The sequence below is a fragment of the Kineococcus anabasis genome (assembly GCF_054590795.1).
The window spans coordinates 117,984-133,625 of sequence record NZ_BAAIHU010000008.1; the positions used below are offsets into that span (position 1 = coordinate 117,984).

The 15,642-nt window shown below is 74.7% G+C and carries 16 protein-coding genes; 4 read left to right on the plus strand and 12 right to left on the minus strand.

Annotated elements, in window-relative coordinates:
- Nucleotides 1-28: 28 nt before the first annotated feature.
- Complete coding sequence (locus ACYQBY_RS14115) at nt 29-820, minus strand: SDR family oxidoreductase (protein ID WP_459644505.1); 792 nt, start codon at nt 818-820, stop codon at nt 29-31.
- Between the two features lie 159 nt (nt 821-979).
- Here ACYQBY_RS14115 and ACYQBY_RS14120 point away from each other — a divergent pair, with 159 nt between their 5' ends.
- The 4 genes from ACYQBY_RS14120 (at nt 980) to ACYQBY_RS14135 (ending at nt 4,432) form a co-directional block, all read left to right on the plus strand.
- Complete coding sequence (locus ACYQBY_RS14120) at nt 980-2,221, plus strand: serine hydrolase domain-containing protein (RefSeq protein ID WP_459644506.1); 1,242 nt, start codon at nt 980-982, stop codon at nt 2,219-2,221.
- 161 nt (nt 2,222-2,382) lie between these two features.
- The gene (locus tag ACYQBY_RS14125; protein ID WP_459644507.1) at nt 2,383-3,573 is read left to right on the plus strand and encodes a serine hydrolase domain-containing protein; all 1,191 of its coding nucleotides are present in this window, start codon (nt 2,383-2,385) and stop codon (nt 3,571-3,573) included.
- Between the two features lie 124 nt (nt 3,574-3,697).
- Nucleotides 3,698-3,994: a DUF1330 domain-containing protein gene (locus ACYQBY_RS14130; protein WP_459644508.1), complete on the plus strand. Its 297-nt coding sequence runs from the start codon at nt 3,698-3,700 to the stop codon at nt 3,992-3,994.
- An 84-nt stretch (nt 3,995-4,078) separates the two neighbouring features.
- Nucleotides 4,079-4,432 (plus strand): ArsR/SmtB family transcription factor, encoded by a 354-nt coding sequence (locus ACYQBY_RS14135; protein WP_459644509.1) that lies wholly within the window; start codon nt 4,079-4,081, stop codon nt 4,430-4,432.
- A gap of 60 nt (nt 4,433-4,492) precedes the next feature.
- Here ACYQBY_RS14135 and ACYQBY_RS14140 read toward each other — a convergent pair whose 3' ends face one another.
- The 11 genes from ACYQBY_RS14140 to ACYQBY_RS14190 form a co-directional block, all read right to left on the minus strand.
- Nucleotides 4,493-5,908, minus strand: coding sequence for an amidohydrolase family protein (locus ACYQBY_RS14140; protein ID WP_459644510.1), 1,416 nt, complete (start codon nt 5,906-5,908; stop codon nt 4,493-4,495).
- Between the two features lie 41 nt (nt 5,909-5,949).
- Entirely contained in the window at nt 5,950-6,675 is a 726-nt protein-coding gene (locus ACYQBY_RS14145; RefSeq protein ID WP_459644511.1) for an Atu4866 domain-containing protein, read from the minus strand.
- Between the two features lie 109 nt (nt 6,676-6,784).
- Nucleotides 6,785-7,543, minus strand: a complete 759-nt coding sequence (locus tag ACYQBY_RS14150; RefSeq protein WP_459644512.1) for an ATP-binding cassette domain-containing protein — start codon at nt 7,541-7,543, stop codon at nt 6,785-6,787.
- A 70-nt stretch (nt 7,544-7,613) separates the two neighbouring features.
- Complete coding sequence (locus tag ACYQBY_RS14155; RefSeq protein ID WP_459644513.1) at nt 7,614-8,612, minus strand: helix-turn-helix transcriptional regulator; 999 nt, start codon at nt 8,610-8,612, stop codon at nt 7,614-7,616.
- A 7-nt stretch (nt 8,613-8,619) separates the two neighbouring features.
- The gene (locus ACYQBY_RS14160; RefSeq protein WP_459644514.1) at nt 8,620-8,832 is read right to left on the minus strand and encodes a hypothetical protein; all 213 of its coding nucleotides are present in this window, start codon (nt 8,830-8,832) and stop codon (nt 8,620-8,622) included.
- A complete protein-coding gene (locus ACYQBY_RS14165; RefSeq protein WP_459644515.1) occupies nt 8,829-9,902 on the minus strand; it encodes an ABC transporter ATP-binding protein in 1,074 nt (357 codons plus the stop codon). Before ACYQBY_RS14165 ends, ACYQBY_RS14160 begins: the two co-directional genes overlap by 4 nt.
- A gap of 62 nt (nt 9,903-9,964) precedes the next feature.
- Nucleotides 9,965-10,594 (minus strand): NAD(P)H:quinone oxidoreductase, encoded by a 630-nt coding sequence (gene wrbA / locus ACYQBY_RS14170; RefSeq protein WP_459644516.1) that lies wholly within the window; start codon nt 10,592-10,594, stop codon nt 9,965-9,967.
- A complete protein-coding gene (locus tag ACYQBY_RS14175) occupies nt 10,591-11,046 on the minus strand; it encodes a DUF2255 family protein (protein WP_459644517.1) in 456 nt (151 codons plus the stop codon). Before ACYQBY_RS14175 ends, wrbA begins: the two co-directional genes overlap by 4 nt.
- Before the next feature lie 93 nt (nt 11,047-11,139).
- A complete protein-coding gene (locus ACYQBY_RS14180; RefSeq protein ID WP_459644518.1) occupies nt 11,140-13,953 on the minus strand; it encodes an ATP-binding protein in 2,814 nt (937 codons plus the stop codon).
- Between the two features lie 15 nt (nt 13,954-13,968).
- On the minus strand, nt 13,969-14,877 hold the full coding sequence (locus tag ACYQBY_RS14185; RefSeq protein WP_459644519.1) for a zinc-binding dehydrogenase: 909 nt from the start codon (nt 14,875-14,877) through the stop codon (nt 13,969-13,971).
- Nucleotides 14,878-14,996: 119 nt separating this feature from the next.
- Nucleotides 14,997-15,605, minus strand: a complete 609-nt coding sequence (locus ACYQBY_RS14190; protein WP_459644520.1) for an NADPH-dependent F420 reductase — start codon at nt 15,603-15,605, stop codon at nt 14,997-14,999.
- Nucleotides 15,606-15,642: the final 37 nt, after the last annotated feature.

Below are 15,642 nucleotides of genomic sequence, written 5' to 3' on the forward strand. Positions count from 1 at the left end.
ACGGCAACGGCGGGCACCGGCCCTCCTCTCAGATGACCTGCTCGGTGGGCAGGATGGTGATCTCGGTGAGGTTGACGTGGCGGGGGGCGGCGGCGATGAAGGCCACGGTCTCGGCGACGTCCTGCGCGGAGAGCACGTCGATGTCCTTCAGCAGCCCGGCCATGAGGTCGCTGGCCTCGGGGTCGGTGACGTGGTCCGGCAGCTCCGTGTCGACCATGCCGGGCTCGATCGTGGAGACGCGCACCTTCTTGCGGCCCAGTTCGGTGCGCAGCAGGCGGCTGAGCTGGGTCACGTAGGCCTTCGTGCCCGAGTACACCTGGAACCGCTCCAGGACGCGGACGGCCGCGATGGACGACGTCGTGACGAGGTCGGCGGGCCGGCCGTCGGCGGCGGCGCGCTCCAGGTCGCGCACGAACGCGGCGATGGTGTTCATCAGGCCCTTGACGTTGAGGTCGATCTGGTCGTCCCAGTCCTCCACGCGGAGGTCGGTGATGGAGGAGATGCGCTGGCGCCCGGCGTTGGCGAAGACGAGGTCCACCTCACCGAGCTCCTGGTGGACGCGCTCCGCCGCGGCGAGCAGAGCCTCGCGGTCGGTGACGTCCACGGGGAGCGGCAGGGCGGTCCCCCCACCGGCGCGGATGGTGGCCGCGAGGTCCTCCAGGCGGTCGGCCCGCCGGGCGATCAGCGCGACCCGGGCCCCGAGGGCGGCCAGGCGCGCGGCGGTGGCGGCGCCGATACCGCTGGACGCGCCGGTCACGACTGCGACACGTCCCGCGAGCGGGGTTCCGGAGATCAGCGTGGTCTGCGTCAGCTGCGTCATGCTCCCACGGTGCCCCGTCGCGGCGCGGGGAACATGGCCCTGACGCACCCACCCTGCCCGGGCCCGCGCGTGGTGGGGTTCTGCCGCACCCGTGCGGCGGCTCCCCTCTCCCGCGGAGCCGTCCGACCAGCGCCCGGCAGGGCACGGCGAGGAGTTCCGATGCACCGATCCCACCCCGACCGCACCCCGGGCGGCGGTTCCACCGGCACCGCTCCCGGTGGAGTTCCTGTCGTCACCCGACCGCGGACGCTCGCCGTGGCGGCCGCGCTCGCGGTGGCCGGCCTGTTCCCGGCCGTGGTCCCGGCGGCGCCCCCCGCGCACGCCGGGACCCCGCTGGGCGCGGTGCAGGCAGGTCTGGACGCCCTGGTGCGCGAGGAGGGTTTCCCCGCCGCGCTCGCCTCGGTCAGGGACCGGCACGGGCGCGTGCGCAACCTCACCGCCGGGACCGCCGACCTCGCCACGGGCGCCCCCGTCCCGGTGGACGGGCAGGTCCGCATCGGCAGCGACTCGAAGGCGTTCACGGCGGTCGTCGTCCTCCAGCTGGTCGGCGAGGGCCGGATCGGGCTGGACGAGCCCGTCGAGACGTACCTGCCCGGCCTGCTCCGCGGGGAGGGGATCGACGGGCGGGCCATCACGGTGCGGCACCTGCTGCAGCACACCAGCGGGCTGCCCGACCACACCGAGCTGCTCGGTCAGGACTGGTTCGCGCTGCGGGACGAGTGGTTCGACCCCCGGCAGCTGCTGGACCTCGCGCTGGCGCAACCGGCGCACGCCGCGCCGGGAACCCGGTTCGAGTACAACAACACCGGGTACCTGGTGGCGGGGCTGCTCGTGCAGCGGGTCACCGGCCGGCCGCTGGCCGAGGAGGTCACCGAACGGGGCGTCCGGCGCGCGGGGCTGCGGCACACGTACGTGCCCGCCCCCGGGGAGTCCGCCCTCCGCGGCCGGCACCCGCGCGGCTACCACGCCACCGAACCGGGCGGTGCCCTGCGCGACCTGACGGAGCTGGACCCGTCCTGGGCGTGGGGGGCCGGCGACCTGGTCTCCACACCGGGCGACCTCAACCGCTTCTCCACCGCCCTGCTCGGCGGGGACCTGCTGCGCCCGGCGGAACTGGCGCAGATGCGCACCACGATCCCCTCCCCGAGCCCGAGCCGGCCGGGGGCCCGCTACGGGCTGGGCCTGCAGAGCCTGCCGCTGAGCTGCGGCGGGCTGGCGTGGGGGCACGGCGGGGACATCCCCGGCTACGAGACCCGCGGCGGGGCGACCGACGACGGGCGCGCCGTGACCGTCGCCGTGACGGCCATCCCCACGGCGCTGGAGGACCCGCTGGCCTCGGCGACCCGCGTCCTGGCCCTCGTCGACGAGGCGCTGTGCGCCCTGCCCGCCGGCCGTTCCTGAGGACCACGCGTCAGGGGAGGAGCGTCAGGGCCTCCCTGCCCGGGTGGGTACCGCCGATGCTGGCCGGGCCGCCGTCCCGCCGCCGACGCCGGGCCCGCGGGACCGCACCGCCCGACGAACCTCCTCAGCAGCCCGCCAGGCGCGGGCACGAAGGGATCACCATGTCCGGACGTCCCTCCCGCCCACCGCACACCCCGCGGGTGCCGTCGCGGCACCGCAGGACGGTCGCGACCGTCTCGGCCGCCGCCCTGGGCGCGGTCGTCCTCGGCGCCGCCCCGTCCGCCGCCGCCCCGCGCGACGGAACCCGCGAGGTGGTCCGGCAGGGCCTGGAACGCCTCGTGCGCGAAGAGGGTTTCCCGGCCGCCCTGGCGTCGGTGCACACCCGCGGTGGACGGCAGGTCGACCTCGCCGCGGGGACCGGGGACCTGCGCACCGGCCGCAGGGCACCGGTCGACGGGCAGGTCCGCGCCGGGAGCAACACCAAGGCGTTCACGGCGGTCGTCGTGCTGCAGCTCGTCGGCGAGGGCCGGATCGGGCTGGACGAGCCCGTCGAGACCTACCTGCCCGGCCTGGTCCGCGGCGACGGCATCGACGGGCGGGCCATCACGGTGCGGCAGCTCCTGCAGCACACCAGCGGCCTGCCGGACTACGTGCGCGTGCTGGGCACCGACTGGTTCGCCGGCCGCGACACCTACCGCGAACCGCGGGACCTGCTGGACATGGCCCTCACCCTGCCCGCGGACTTCGCGCCCGGGCAGGGGTGGCGCTACAGCAACACGGGATACCTGCTCGCGGGGATGATCGTGCAGCGGGTCACCGGCCGGCCGTTCGAGGAGCAGGTGGACGAGCGCGTCGTCGAGCGCCTCGGCCTAGAGGACACGTACCTGCCCGCGCCGGGCGAGCGCGCGATCCGCGGCCGGCACGTGCGCGGTTACCACTCCGCGGAACCCGGTGGGGAGCTGCGCGACATCACCGAGCTGGACGCCTCGTGGGCATGGGCCGCCGGCGGCCTGGTCTCCACCCCCCGCGACCTCGACCGGTTCTTCTCCGCGCTGCTGGCCGGGGACCTGCTGGCCCCGGCCGAGTTGGCGCAGATGCGCACGACCGTCGAGGCGCCGGGGATGTGGCCGGGTGCGCGGTACGGGCTCGGCCTCATCAGCACGCCACTGACGTGCGGTGGCCTGCTGTGGGGCCACGGCGGGGACATCCCCGGCTACGAGACCCGAGGCGGCGCCACCGAGGACGGGCGCGCGGTCACCGTCGCCGTCACGGCGCTGCCGGGCGCGCTGGCGGAACCGCAGGCCGCGGCGGACGCGGTGCTGGAACTGGTCGACGCGGCGGTGTGCGCCTGACGCCGGCCCGGCGACGTGGGCGCCGCGGCCACCCCGCGAGGGTGGCCGCAGCGCACCCTGGGAGAAGTTCCGCACCGGGCTATAGTTCACGTGTACGCGAACCATCGTCCACCGGGAGGAACCCGTGAGCACGTACATGGTCATCCGCGTCTCGCCGCAGAACGCGGAGAAGATGCGCGACTACGAGCAGCGCACCCTGGAGGTCGTCACCCGGTACGGCGGCCGGCCGGTCGCTCGCGACGAGGCGCCGCTCGTCCTGGAGACCGACGAGCGGCCCGACCTCGGGGTGATCCTGGAGTTCGGCTCCAAGCAGGACGTCCTGGCCTTCTACGAATCCCCGGAGTACGCACCGCTCAAGGAGTTCCGGCAGACGTTCGCGCGCGCCGAGGCCATCGTCATCGACGGCGTCCCGGCGGCGTGAGCGGCGGACGGGGTGTCCGGGCGCACGCGCGGGGACGGGGAACGGCCCGCGGGCACGCTCCGTCCCCGCGCGTGCGGTGACACCGTGCAGGAACTGCCCCACCCCTCCCGCGAGCAGATCCGCATCGAGGGGGTGCTCGAGGCGCTGGCGAACCCGCTGCGCCTGCGCGTCGTGCAGCGGCTCGCCGAGTTCGGTGAGCTGACCTGCGCGACCGCCCTGCCGGACGTCACCCCCTCCACCGCCAGCCGGCACTGGCGGGTGCTGCGCGAGAGCGGTGTGCTGCACGCCCGCCGGGAGGGCAGGAGGGTCCTGATGTCACTGCGCCGGGACGACCTCGACGTCCGGTTCCCCGGCCTCCTGGACTGCGTCCTCGCCGCCGGCCGGGAGTCCGGGGCGGTGCGCAGCCAGCGCGTCCTGGTGCCCGGCGCCGACGGCTGACGACGTGGCGACGGCGCGGGGACGGGACCGCGCGGACGGCACCCGTCCCCGCCCCGCACCTCAGACGGCGACCCCCGCGGCGCGGGCCCTGCGCAGCACCGCGTCCCGGGAAGCGCGGACCTCCTCGCGCAGCGCGTCGAGGTCGACGTCGAGGAGCCGGCCGCCCCACTTGCGCGCCTGCCCGGCGACGAGGACCGCGGTGATGTTGCGGGCGTCGGCACCGAGGACGAGGGTCCCGACGGGATCGTTGAGGGGCATGGTGTTGAGGTCCTCGGCGTCGACGACGAGCAGGTCGGCCTGCTTGCCCGGCGTCAGCGACCCCGTCACGTCCGCCAACCCGTTCGTCCGCGCCCCCTGCAAGGTCGCCATGTCCAGCACGTCGTGGACCCCGATGCGCCGCGGGGTGCGGTCCGTGCCGTAGGCGGAGTTCACCGCGCGCATCCGCTGGACGGCCAGCAGCACCCGCATCTGCGTGAACATGTCGCTCGCCAGGGCGACCTCCACGTCGATGCTGAGACCGGGTCGGACGCCCACCGCGAGGGCCTCGTCGACGGCCGGGACGGCCGTCTCCAGCCCGATCTGCGCGTCGGAGGAGGGAGCCAGGGAGACTGTGGTGCCCGTGCGGCCCACCGCGTCCCACGCCTCAGGGGTCAGCCCGGTGCAGTGGATGAGCGTGACGTCCGGCGACAGCAGCCCGGCCTGCTCCCACGCCAGCACCGCCGCGGAACCGGAGGGGCCGAACACGGCGTCGATGCTCACCCCGACGCCGAGGTCGCGGGCGACGGCGGCCAGCCGCGGCCCGTAGGCGAGGTCCGGGCCGGCGATCTCGTCGGTCGCCAGGGTCGCCAGCCGCAGCGTGAGCAGCCGGTCCTCCGAGGAGAACCACTTCTCCTGCAGGCGCTCCAGGTCCGCCGGCCACTGACCGTCCCACTCGCCGAAGTGGGGGCGCATCGAGGCGTGGACACCGCGGATGCCGGTGTCCACCAGCGCCTGCACGGCCGCGTCGGAGTGCGCGGCGCTGCGGGAGTTGTGGGAGAAGTCGAGCATGCAGGTGATGCCGCCGTCCAGGGCCGTCAGCGCCGCCAGTTCCGTGCCGGTGTGCACGTCGTCCGGGCCATAGGCCGGGGCGATCCCCGCCAGCGTGGAGACCACGTATGCACCGAGGTCGTCCACGTCCGGGGTGCTCCGCCGCAGCTGCGCCTCCCAGGCGTGACGGTGGGTGTCGACGAAACCGGGGGCCAGGATGCTGCCGGTCGCGTCGACGACGACGGCACCGGCGGCGGCGGGGCTGCCGGCCAGGCCCGGCCCCACCGCCTCGATGCGCTCCCCCCGCACCAGCAGGTCGGCGTCGTCGAGGACGCCGAGGGCGGGGTCCATCGTGACGACCGTCGCGCCGGTGAACAGCAGCGGCTCCTCCGACGAGCGGTCGCGGACCTGCTCCAGCAGGCGGGGGTCGTGGGTCGCCCGGGTGTTCATGGTTCCTCCTCGTGTCCTCGAGATCCTCGCCACCGGTCCGGTCACCGGCGGCGCATGCGGTACCCGGCGTGGTGGAGCACCCCGTCGCGGAACTCCCCGAACGCCCAGAAACCCAGGTCGTCGAGGTAGTCGACGCGGTCGCCGTCCACCCAGTAGCGGCCCTGGAAGGCGTGGGGCCGCCCGCCGCGGGTCTCGTCGTAGCGGCCGTCGGGGCGCAGTTCCTGGTGCAGGAATCCCGTCTCGTCCACCCACGTCCCCGTCCAGGGCTCCTCGGCAGGTCGCCGCGCCGCCGGGGGCCCCGCCTGCGCGCCTCCCCGGTCCCCGTCCAGCGGCGTCCCGCGCCAGACGCGCACCTCGCCACCGACGACCAGCACGTCGAGCAGGGGGCCCCGGCGGGGGTCCGCCTGCTCAGGGGTGGCCGGGCCGTCGGTGCGGACGACCGCCACGTCCGCCGGGCTCCCCGGGGTCAGGGTGCCGGCGGAGGCTGGGTCGGTGAGGTCCAGCCGCGCGGGCAGCACGACGCAGCCGGTGCAGTCCAGCACGAGCATGTCGTCGTCACCGGCGGCCGTCAGCAACCCTGGACCGACCCCCACGACGACCGTTCCACCGACGAGGACGTCGGCGCGCTCCCAGCTGCCCAGCCGTGGGTTCCCGGTGACGACCGTGCCACCCGACAGCAGCAGCGGCCGGCCGGTCCCCGCGGCCCGTTCCCTGATCTGCTCCAGGACCACCTCGTCCCGGCCGGTCCCCGTCCGTCCCGCGTGCACGTCCACCTCGTCCTCCCAGAGTTCCGTCGGCCCCTGCGGGCGGTCCCGTGCCGGCCTCATGCCGGCCCCGCGCCGGCCCCGTGCCAGCACAGGACGAGGTTCGTGCCCGTCACCGAGGCGTGGGAGGTCCCGTCGCACCCACCCTGGGCCCGGGCGTCCAGGCGGACGGCCCGCGGGCGGACGGATCGCCTGAAACTTCCCGGTCACCCGGAACCGCGGGAACCCACGTGGTCTCCCTCAGCGCGCCGCCGTCGAGGGTGACGACGCGCACCCCCGGAACCGCGGCGCCCCCCACCTCGCTCGTGGCGTAGAGGGTGGTCGTGCCCCGCTCCCGGGCCAGCGCGAGCAGCGCCTCCAGGGTGGTGGCGCGCAACGCCGGGTCGAGCCCGGCGAGCGGGTCGTCCAGGAGCAGCACGCCACAGCGGTGCACCAGCGCGCGGGCGAGGGCGACGAGCCGTCGTTCCCCGGTGGACAGCCCCGGCGGGGTGCGCCCCAGCAGGTGCTCCAGCCCCAGCGCCCGCACCGTGCCCGCGACGCGGTCCGCGCGCCACGTCCTCGGCGCAGCGCCCACGGCCAGGACGAGCGCGAGGTTCTCCGCGACGCTCATGCGTGGCTGCAGCGGGTGCCCGTCCGCCAGGACGATCGCACCGCGGCTGCGGGCCGGCAGGGCCGTGACGTCGCGACCGCTCACGAGGACCCGGCCTGCCGTCACCGGTGCGGAACCGGCGACCATGCCCAGCACCGTCGACTTGCCGGCACCGGTGCCCCCGGACAGGACGAGGAACTCCCCCGCCGCCACGTCCAGGTGCAGCGGACCGGTCTGTCGGCCCGTACCCGGGCGCCGGCACACCGCCGCCCGGAGGCTCACGGCCGCCGGTGGGTGCTCCGCCCACGTGACGTGGACCGGCGCGCCCGGGCGGCCGGGTACCTCCCGCACCTCACCCCCCGCCGGCAGCACGCCCGGCCTCCGGTGCTCGCACGTCCCAGAACAGGTCCGGGCGCGGGCCGTCCCAGCAGCGCAGCAACCGGTCCAGCACGGCCTCCGATCCCGTCCCGGGAACCGGGGTCTGCAGGGTGAGGAACATCCCCTCGCCCGGCAGCGTCAGCACGTGGTGGTCCAGCCAGCACGTCCCCGCCCAAGGGTGCTCGACGGTCAGCCGCCCGTGGGGGGCGACCGTGACGTCCGGCACGGCCCACGTCCGCGAGAACTCCGTGCTGCGCGCCGACAGCTCGGCGACAAGCGCGTCGAGCCCCGGGTCGCCCGGGTTCCGGATCCAGTTCAGCCGCAGGCCCGCGACCGCCGCGCCGGCGCTCTCCCCCCACGCGGGGAGCAGGTCACGGGCCCACGGGTCCAGAAAGAACCAGCGCACGAGGTTGTCCATCGCCTCCGGCGCCCCGCCCGGCCGCGCCACGAGCAGCCGGAACGGCAGGTTGGCGGCCACCACGTCCATCCGGTGGTCCACCACGGCCGCCGGCACCGTGAGCGAGGCGAGCATCGCCGCGGTGCCCGGCCGCAACGTCCCTCCTGTGCGCGGTCTCGGCACCGAGCGGGACGGGGCCGCCAGACGGTGCAGCAGGGCGGCCTCCTCCGGGCTCAGCCGCAGCGCGTCCCCCACCGCGTTGAGGACCGCACCGGAAACCTCCCCGACGCGACCCTGCTCAATCCGGGTGTAGTAGTCCAGGCTCACGCCGGCCAGATCCGCGACCTCCTGCCGGCGCAGCCCGGGGACCCGGCGGTGGCCCAGCGAGGCCGGCAGGCCCACGTCCCGCGGGCGCAGCCGGCTGCGCATCGCCCGCAGGAAGTCCCCCAGCGTCGGTGGTGCGACAGCGCCGGGCGGGGGTGTCGCGGGCACACCCGACGGGACCGGGGTCCCGGTGCCCCCGCGGGCCCGTGGCAGCGTTCCCGCCCGCTGCACGTCCGCTGCACTCGTGGACATGCGCGTCTCACCTGAGCCGTTCGCCGGCCCCACGGGGACCGCCGTCGCCGGGGGCGGGATCGCCGTGCTCGGTGGCACGGGCCATCTCCGTCGCGATCTCCTCGGGCCCGCGGTCCGCGAGGAGCGCGTACTCCGCCCAGCGGGCGCTCTCCCCCGCCTGCGCGGTGCCGCCGTCGTGGTGGCGGTCGTGGTGCCGACCGGGCAGGTGCGGGCGGATCACGGGGCGATCCGCTCGCCGGTGCCGGCGTCGAACAGGTGCATCTGCTCGGGCCGGGCGGTGAAGTGGACGGTGGAGCCCTTCTCCGGGGGACGGCGGCCGTCGACGCGCGCGATGATCGGCATGTCGGTGGCGTCGTGGCGCAGGGAGCCGTAGATGTAGGCGTCGGCGCCGAGCTCCTCCACGACCTCCACGGTGACGGGGATGCCGTGCTCGGCCAGCTCCAGGTCCTCCGGGCGCACCCCGAGGGTGAGCTTGTTGCCGGTGGCGGCCAGCGCGGCGCGCTCGACGGGGTGCACGGTGTCGCCGAAGCGGACCCCGCCCTCGGTGACGTCCAGGGTGAGCAGGTTCATCGCGGGGGAGCCGATGAAGCCGGCGACGAAGACGTTGTTGGGGTGGTCGTACATCCGGCGGGGGGTGTCGACCTGCTGCAGGATGCCGTCCTTGAGGACCGCGACGCGGTCGCCCATCGTCATGGCCTCGATCTGGTCGTGGGTGACGTAGACGGTGGTGACGCCCAGGCGGCGCTGCAGGGAGGCGATCTGGGTGCGGGTCTGCACGCGCAGCTTGGCGTCGAGGTTGGACAGCGGCTCGTCCATGAGGAAGACCTGGGGCTGGCGCACGATGGCCCGGCCCATGGCCACGCGCTGGCGCTGGCCACCGGAGAGGGCCTTGGGCTTGCGGGTGAGGTAGGCCTCCAGGTCCAGGATCTTGGCCGCTTCCTGCACGCGGCGCTTGATCTCCTCCTTGGGGGTGCCGGCGATCTTCAGGGCGAAGCCCATGTTGTCGGCGACCGTCATGTGGGGGTAGAGCGCGTAGTTCTGGAACACCATCGCGATGTCCCGGTCCTTCGGCGGGACCGTGGTGACGTCACGGTCGCCGATCAGGATGCGACCGCCGTTGACGTCCTCAAGACCGGCGAGCATGCGCAGGGAGGTGGACTTCCCCGACCCCGAGGGGCCGACGAGGACGAGGAACTCACCGTCCTCCACGCCCAGGTCGAGCGAGTTCACCGCGGGTACCGGGTTGCCCGGGTACAGCCGTGTCGCTCCGTCGTAGGTCACCGTGGCCATCGTGGTCTCCCTCTCCGGCAGGTACGTGCCGGACGATCCGTCGGTTCCGCCGTGGGGCGGGGTCAGGAGTTCTGCAGCGCCCGCCGGCCCGCCGCGAGCCGTGTGGCGACGTCGACGACGCGCTGGGCGAGGTGGTCGAGGGCGGCGTGTTCGACGTCGCCCAGCGGGGTGTCGTTGCCGGGGCCGGTGACGTGGGCGACGCCGTAGGGGTTGCCGTCCGCGAACTTCAGCGGGTCGGTGTAACCCGGCGGCACGAGGAACCCGCCGAAGTGGTAGATCGTGTTGTACAGCGCCAGCAGCGTGGACTCCTGCCCGCCGTGGGCGGTCTGGGTGGACGTGAAACCCGCGTAGACCTTGTCCGCCAGCAGGCCCTTCGCCCAGGCCCCGCCTGTACCGTCGAGGAACTGCTTGAGCTGGCCGGCCACGTTGCCGTAGCGGGTGGGGGTCCCTAGCAGGACCGCGTCCGCCCACACGAGGTCCTCGGTCGTCGCCTTCGGCTCGTCCCCGGTGGTGTCGAGGTGCAGGCTCCACGCCGCGTTCGCCGCGATGCGCTCCGGCGCGGCCAGCTCGGGGACCTGGCGCAGCCGGACCTCCGCGCCGGCCTTCTCCCCCGCCTGCGCGACGCGGCGGGCCATCGCGTGGATGGTCCCCGTCGCCGAGTAGTAGATGACGGAGAGCTTCACGTCGGTCACTGGAACTCCTCCTGGTGCCGGGGCACGTCACGCCCAGTCGCCGGGACGCCTGCCGCGCCACCGTCCGGGATCCGAACGATGCCCGTCGAAGCGGTTGCTTCGCCTCGGTGGTCATCACCTACATGCGCCGCCGGGCCGCCGACGAGCCGCATCGTCGTGCACGCCGCCTCCGGTGCCGTCATGCCGGCCGTCGGCCCCGGCCAGCCCAGCCCGTACTTCTCCCAGTACGCCACGGACACCTCGGCCACGGTCAGGGCGTCGCGGACCGGGACGAACCCGACGTCGAAGATCAGGTCGCCGGCGACCACCCGGGCGTGGGGGTCCGTGAGCACCCGCCGGTACCAGACCGCGCGGGTGCCGAACGCCGAGCGGACGTACGCCCACCCCGCCACGGTCACCACCCACACCTGGCGGCTCGTCCAGACGTCGCCGCGACGGGTCAGCAACGACACCTCGTGCAAGTGTGGGAGCCGAAGGGTGCCGGTGGGGTCGATCACCCGGCCAGGCTCGGCCGCGGCGGATCGCCTCGCCTCGGCGGTCCTCGCCTACATCTTGCGCAGGATTGCTCCGCGCTCCTCCGGTCCCGCGGGCAGCGGCAGGTCACGCAGCTGCCGCCGCGAGGTGACGCCGAGCTTGGCGAAGATGTTGCGCAGGTGCGCGTCGACCGTACGAGGGCTCAGGAACAGCTCCGCGGCGACCTCCTTGCTCGTCGCCCCGCCCCCCACCAGTCGCGCCACCTGCAGCTCCTGCGCGGTCAGCGGTGCAGGCTGTTCCGGATCGCCCGCCCCGCGGGCCCTGGCGCGCTCACCGGTCGCCGCTAGCTCTCGCGCCGCGCGTGCCGCGAAGGCCGCGGCACCGAGGGCTGAGAAGGCGTCGTGCGCGGTGCGCAACTGCTCCCGCGCCTCGCGTTTACGGCCCTCCCGCCGCAGCCACTCCCCGTACAGCAGGTGTGTGCGGGCCAGCTGTGGAGCAGCGTGCGTCAGGGCGAGGTGCTCGACCGCAGCGCGGTAGGACGCCTCGGCTTCAGGGCCCACCGTCACCAGTGCGGTACAGCGGGCGAGCATGCCAGCGGCCCAGTCGCTGCCCGCGGCGCGCGCGCTCTCCCGGAGCCGATCGAGTACCGGCATCGCCAGATCGGGGTGCCCGGAGCGTACGGCTGCCTCCACGAACTCGGCGGGGATCCACACCTGGAAGGTGGTGGGCGCCAGCTCCACGGGGACCCGGCACACCTCCAGGGCTTCGGCATAGCGTCCCTGACCGTTGAGGAGCACCGTCTGCGCGTACTCCAGCGCCGTGAGGAGCCTGCCCTCCTGCCGCACGGTGGCGTCGTGCATGCCCTTGCGGAGCAGTTCCGCCGTCCGGACGTCGTCACCCCGCCACGCCGAGATGGTGACGTCGACGTGGAGCATCGGCGGCACCTCGAGCTCGACGGCGACGCGATGGCACTCGTCGACAAGGGCCTGCGCCGCGTCGAACTCGCCGGCGTGCACATGAGCCAGCGCCCGGTAGCTGAGTGCGATGGGCAGCGAGGCCACGGCTCCGGCGCGGCGGACCCCGGTCAGCTGCCGGTCGGCGATCGTGCGGAACGACGCCTCGTCCCACGTCTCCTGCGCTGCACTGCACACGAGCCACAGGGAGCTGGTCCGCAGCGGGCCGGAGACGTCACTGAGAGCCTGTGCGACGCCGGCCCGCAGCAGCGGGGTGGCGACCGCGGGTCCGTGCAGCACCTGCGCGAGGAACCCCTCGTGCAACTGCTCCATCGGATCGCGGTGGTCCACCGGTCGGGGCAGGGAACGCAGGGTCCCCGCGATGAGCGGGATCAACCCGCGGTCGGCGAAGCGCCCGGTGTACACGGCGGCCGCGAACGCCTCGAGCAGCACGTCGCGGGCGGTGTCGACGTCCACCGCCGCGACGGAACGACCGGCGGTGAGCAGTCCTTCCACCGCGTCGGCGTCGCGGCGGCGGTCGAACGCCGTGCGGGCCCGCAGCACCACCACATGCGCACGCTGCCGCACGTCGAGCACGCCGTTCTCCGCGGCCGCGAGCAGTTCCACCGCCGCCTCGGGCGCCCCGGCTGCTCTCTTGGCGACGGCGGCCGACACCAGGCGTTCCGCGCGGCGGGCGGGGTCGGGGCTCAGGGCCGCGGCGCGCTCGAGGAAGGCGCCCGTCGCGGCCAGGCCACCACGTGCCTGCGCCCGGTCGGCCGAGCGCACCAGCTCGGCGGCGACCTCCTCATCGGGCCCGTCGGCGGCCAGCGCCAGGTGCCAGGCGCGCCGGTCCGGGTCGGTCTGCGGGTCGGTGGCCAGCGCCAGCGCCCGGTGCGCCGCGCGCCGCTCGCTCAGCCCGGCAGCGCGGTAGACCGCCGAGCGCACGAGCGGGTGGCGGAAGCGCACGGTGGTACCCACGGACAGCAGACCCGTGGCCTCCGCCGGCAGGGCGGCCCGGGGGGATAGTCCGGCCTCGCGGACAGCGCGCCACAGCAGGGCCGGATCCCCGGTCGGCTCGGCTGCGGCCAGCGTGACGAACGCCAGTGACGCTGCAGGCAGCGTCATCAAACGGTGTCGGAAGCTGCTCTCCAGCACGGCCGGGACCGACTCGTCGTCCGGGAGGCCGTAGCCACCGGCCAGCTCCGCGGGGCTGAACGTGCGCGGCAGCTCGACCAGGGCCAGCGGGTTGCCCCGTGCCTCGGCGACGACCCGGTCGCGGACCCGCGGGTCGATCGGCGCGCGGACCTCCGCGGCCAACAGGGCACGAGCGTCCCGATCGCGCAGGCCCGCCAACCGCAGGTGCGGCAAGCGCCCCAGGATCTGCGCCGCGGCGGGCTCGTCGTCCGGTTCTCCGTCACGCACGACGAGCAGCAACGCCACGGGCACGTCGTCGAGTCGCCGGGCGGCGAAGGCCAGCGCCTTGGTGCTGGCCTCGTCCAGCCACTGCACGTCGTCCACCACGCACACCACCGGTGTCACCCGGGCGGCGGCGGCCAGCAGGGCGAGCAGGCCGGCGCCCACCAGCAGCGCCGCCTCCGGCGCGGCCGGCTGCCCACCCAGGCCGAGGGCACTGCGCAGCGCGTCGGCCTGCGGTGCCGGTAGCTCACCGAGGTGTTCCAGCAAAGGGGAGCACAGCTGGTGCAGTCCCGCGAACGCCAGGTCGGCCTCGAACTCCACACCCGTCGCCCGGAGCACCCGCAGGTCCCGGACCCGCGAGGTGGTGGCGGTCGCCTGCACGGCGTGGTCGACCAGCACCGACTTGCCGATCCCCGCCACACCGCGCACCACCAGCGTGCCACCGCTGCCCCCGGTCGCCGCACGCAGCAGGTTCCCGAGCACCGCCGATTCGTCCGTCCGCCCGTGCAGCGCCATGCCGTGCTCCCTCGGTCATCCAGGGCGAGAGCTCTCCAGCTCAGCGCGCCGGGGACCGGACATGACGCTCAGCACACGCTTGCCCCGCACGTGCCTCGTCGCGAGGTCATGGTATGCCTCTTGGACCTGGTCCAAAGGATAGATCCTCGCGATGGGGATGACCACGTGCCCGGCAGCGACCAGGCGCGCGAGGGCCGACCACACGTCAGGGGTGTCGGCTTGCTCCTGCGCGTCAGAACGCACGCCGTGCACGCGCACGGCCCGGCCATCGGCCGTGGTGGTGATTCGCGACGGCGGAACCCCTAGGGCGATCGCCACGTCGACGTTCCCGGCGCCGTAGGTGTCGACGTAGGCGTCCACGCCGCCGGGTGCGGCGGCACGGATCCGTTCCAGCAGCCCTTCACCGTAGGTGAGCGGTTCCACCCCGAGGGAGGCGAGGAACGGTGCGTTCGCCTCTCCTGCGGTCCCGAGGACCCGAGCGCCGCGAAGGCGGGCCAACTGGGCGGCGACGACCCCCACCCCGCCGGCCGCAGCGGAGACGACGACGGTCTCCCCCGCCCGGGGATCCACCGCCCTGACCGCCGCCCACGCGGTGGCGCCGGCACCGGCGATGGCGGCGGCCTGTTCCCAGCTCAGCTCCTCCGGCTTCGGGGCCAGCCGGTCAGGACCGGTGAGGACGAACTCCGCCTGCGCCGCCCGAGGTGCGAACCCCAGGACGGCATCACCCACGGCGAGCTCCCGGACCCCCGCCCCGACCTCGGCGACGACCCCGGAGTAGTCGTTGCCCTGCCCCTCGGGGAACGTGGCAGGCCAGATCCGGGCGAAAACGCCTTCGCGGATGCCGATCTCCCCCGGGTTGAGAGCGGCGGCCACGACCTCCACCACGACGAGCCCCGGCCCCGCGACCGGACGCGGGACCTCCACGACCTCTAGCACCTCCGGGCCCCCGTACCGGCGGAACCTGACCGCACGGGCTCGTCCTCCCGCGCTGGGTGTGGCCCCCGCGGCGCGCTCCTCGTCCACCGTGATCTCCTCCACCACGATCAGCGGACGACGCGCACGTTGTACACGGTCGACCCGGTGGCCTTCATGATCGCCAGCGAGAGGTACAGGTAGTGCTCGGTGGCCCGCGCGGTGTCGATGGGGCCCAGGTCGATCACGCTGTCCCTGCTCCAGCCGAGGTCGGCCAGCAACCCGGCGACGACCTCCTTGGCCTCCGCGTCGTTCCCGGAGAGGAACACGCTACTGGGGCCGGGAAGCGCCCCCGGATCCGCCATGGACGCCGCGGGGACCGTGTTGAGCGTCTTGACGACGCGCGTGGCCGGGAACTCCGCCTGCAGCAGGGCGCCGAGGCTCCCGTCCGGGTGCAGCAGCTCGAACGCGGGCGTCACGGCGTTGGCGACGTCGAGGAGCACCTTGCCGGCGAGGGCGTCGGCGCCGACCTGCCGCAGCACCTCCACGGAAACGCTGCCCGGTAGGGCGTTGACGACGACCGCCGCGTCGGCCACCGCGTCGGCCGGTGTGGTCGCCGGCGCGCCGAGGCGCACAGCTCCGAGGTCGCGGACGCCGAGCTCCACCTCGTGCCCTGCGTCCAGCAGGCCGCGGGCGAGGACGGTGCCGACGTTGCCGGCACCGAGAACTGCGATCTGCATGGTCGGCTCCCAGAGCTGCGGTGCGCACCGGCGGCGC

Excerpts from the sequence above, each read along its gene's own strand:
- ACYQBY_RS14140 (WP_459644510.1), bottom strand. The coding sequence starts at position 5,908 with ATGAACACCCGGGCGACCCACGACCCCCGCCTGCTGGAGCAGGTCCGC.
- ACYQBY_RS14120 (WP_459644506.1), top strand. The coding sequence starts at position 980 with ATGCACCGATCCCACCCCGACCGCACCCCGGGCGGCGGTTCCACCGGC.
- ACYQBY_RS14155 (WP_459644513.1), bottom strand. The coding sequence starts at position 8,612 with ATGTCCACGAGTGCAGCGGACGTGCAGCGGGCGGGAACGCTGCCACGG.
- ACYQBY_RS14125 (WP_459644507.1), top strand. The coding sequence starts at position 2,383 with ATGTCCGGACGTCCCTCCCGCCCACCGCACACCCCGCGGGTGCCGTCG.
- ACYQBY_RS14190 (WP_459644520.1), bottom strand. The coding sequence starts at position 15,605 with ATGCAGATCGCAGTTCTCGGTGCCGGCAACGTCGGCACCGTCCTCGCC.
- ACYQBY_RS14115 (WP_459644505.1), bottom strand. The coding sequence starts at position 820 with ATGACGCAGCTGACGCAGACCACGCTGATCTCCGGAACCCCGCTCGCG.
- ACYQBY_RS14165 (WP_459644515.1), bottom strand. The coding sequence starts at position 9,902 with ATGGCCACGGTGACCTACGACGGAGCGACACGGCTGTACCCGGGCAAC.
- ACYQBY_RS14180 (WP_459644518.1), bottom strand. The coding sequence starts at position 13,953 with ATGGCGCTGCACGGGCGGACGGACGAATCGGCGGTGCTCGGGAACCTG.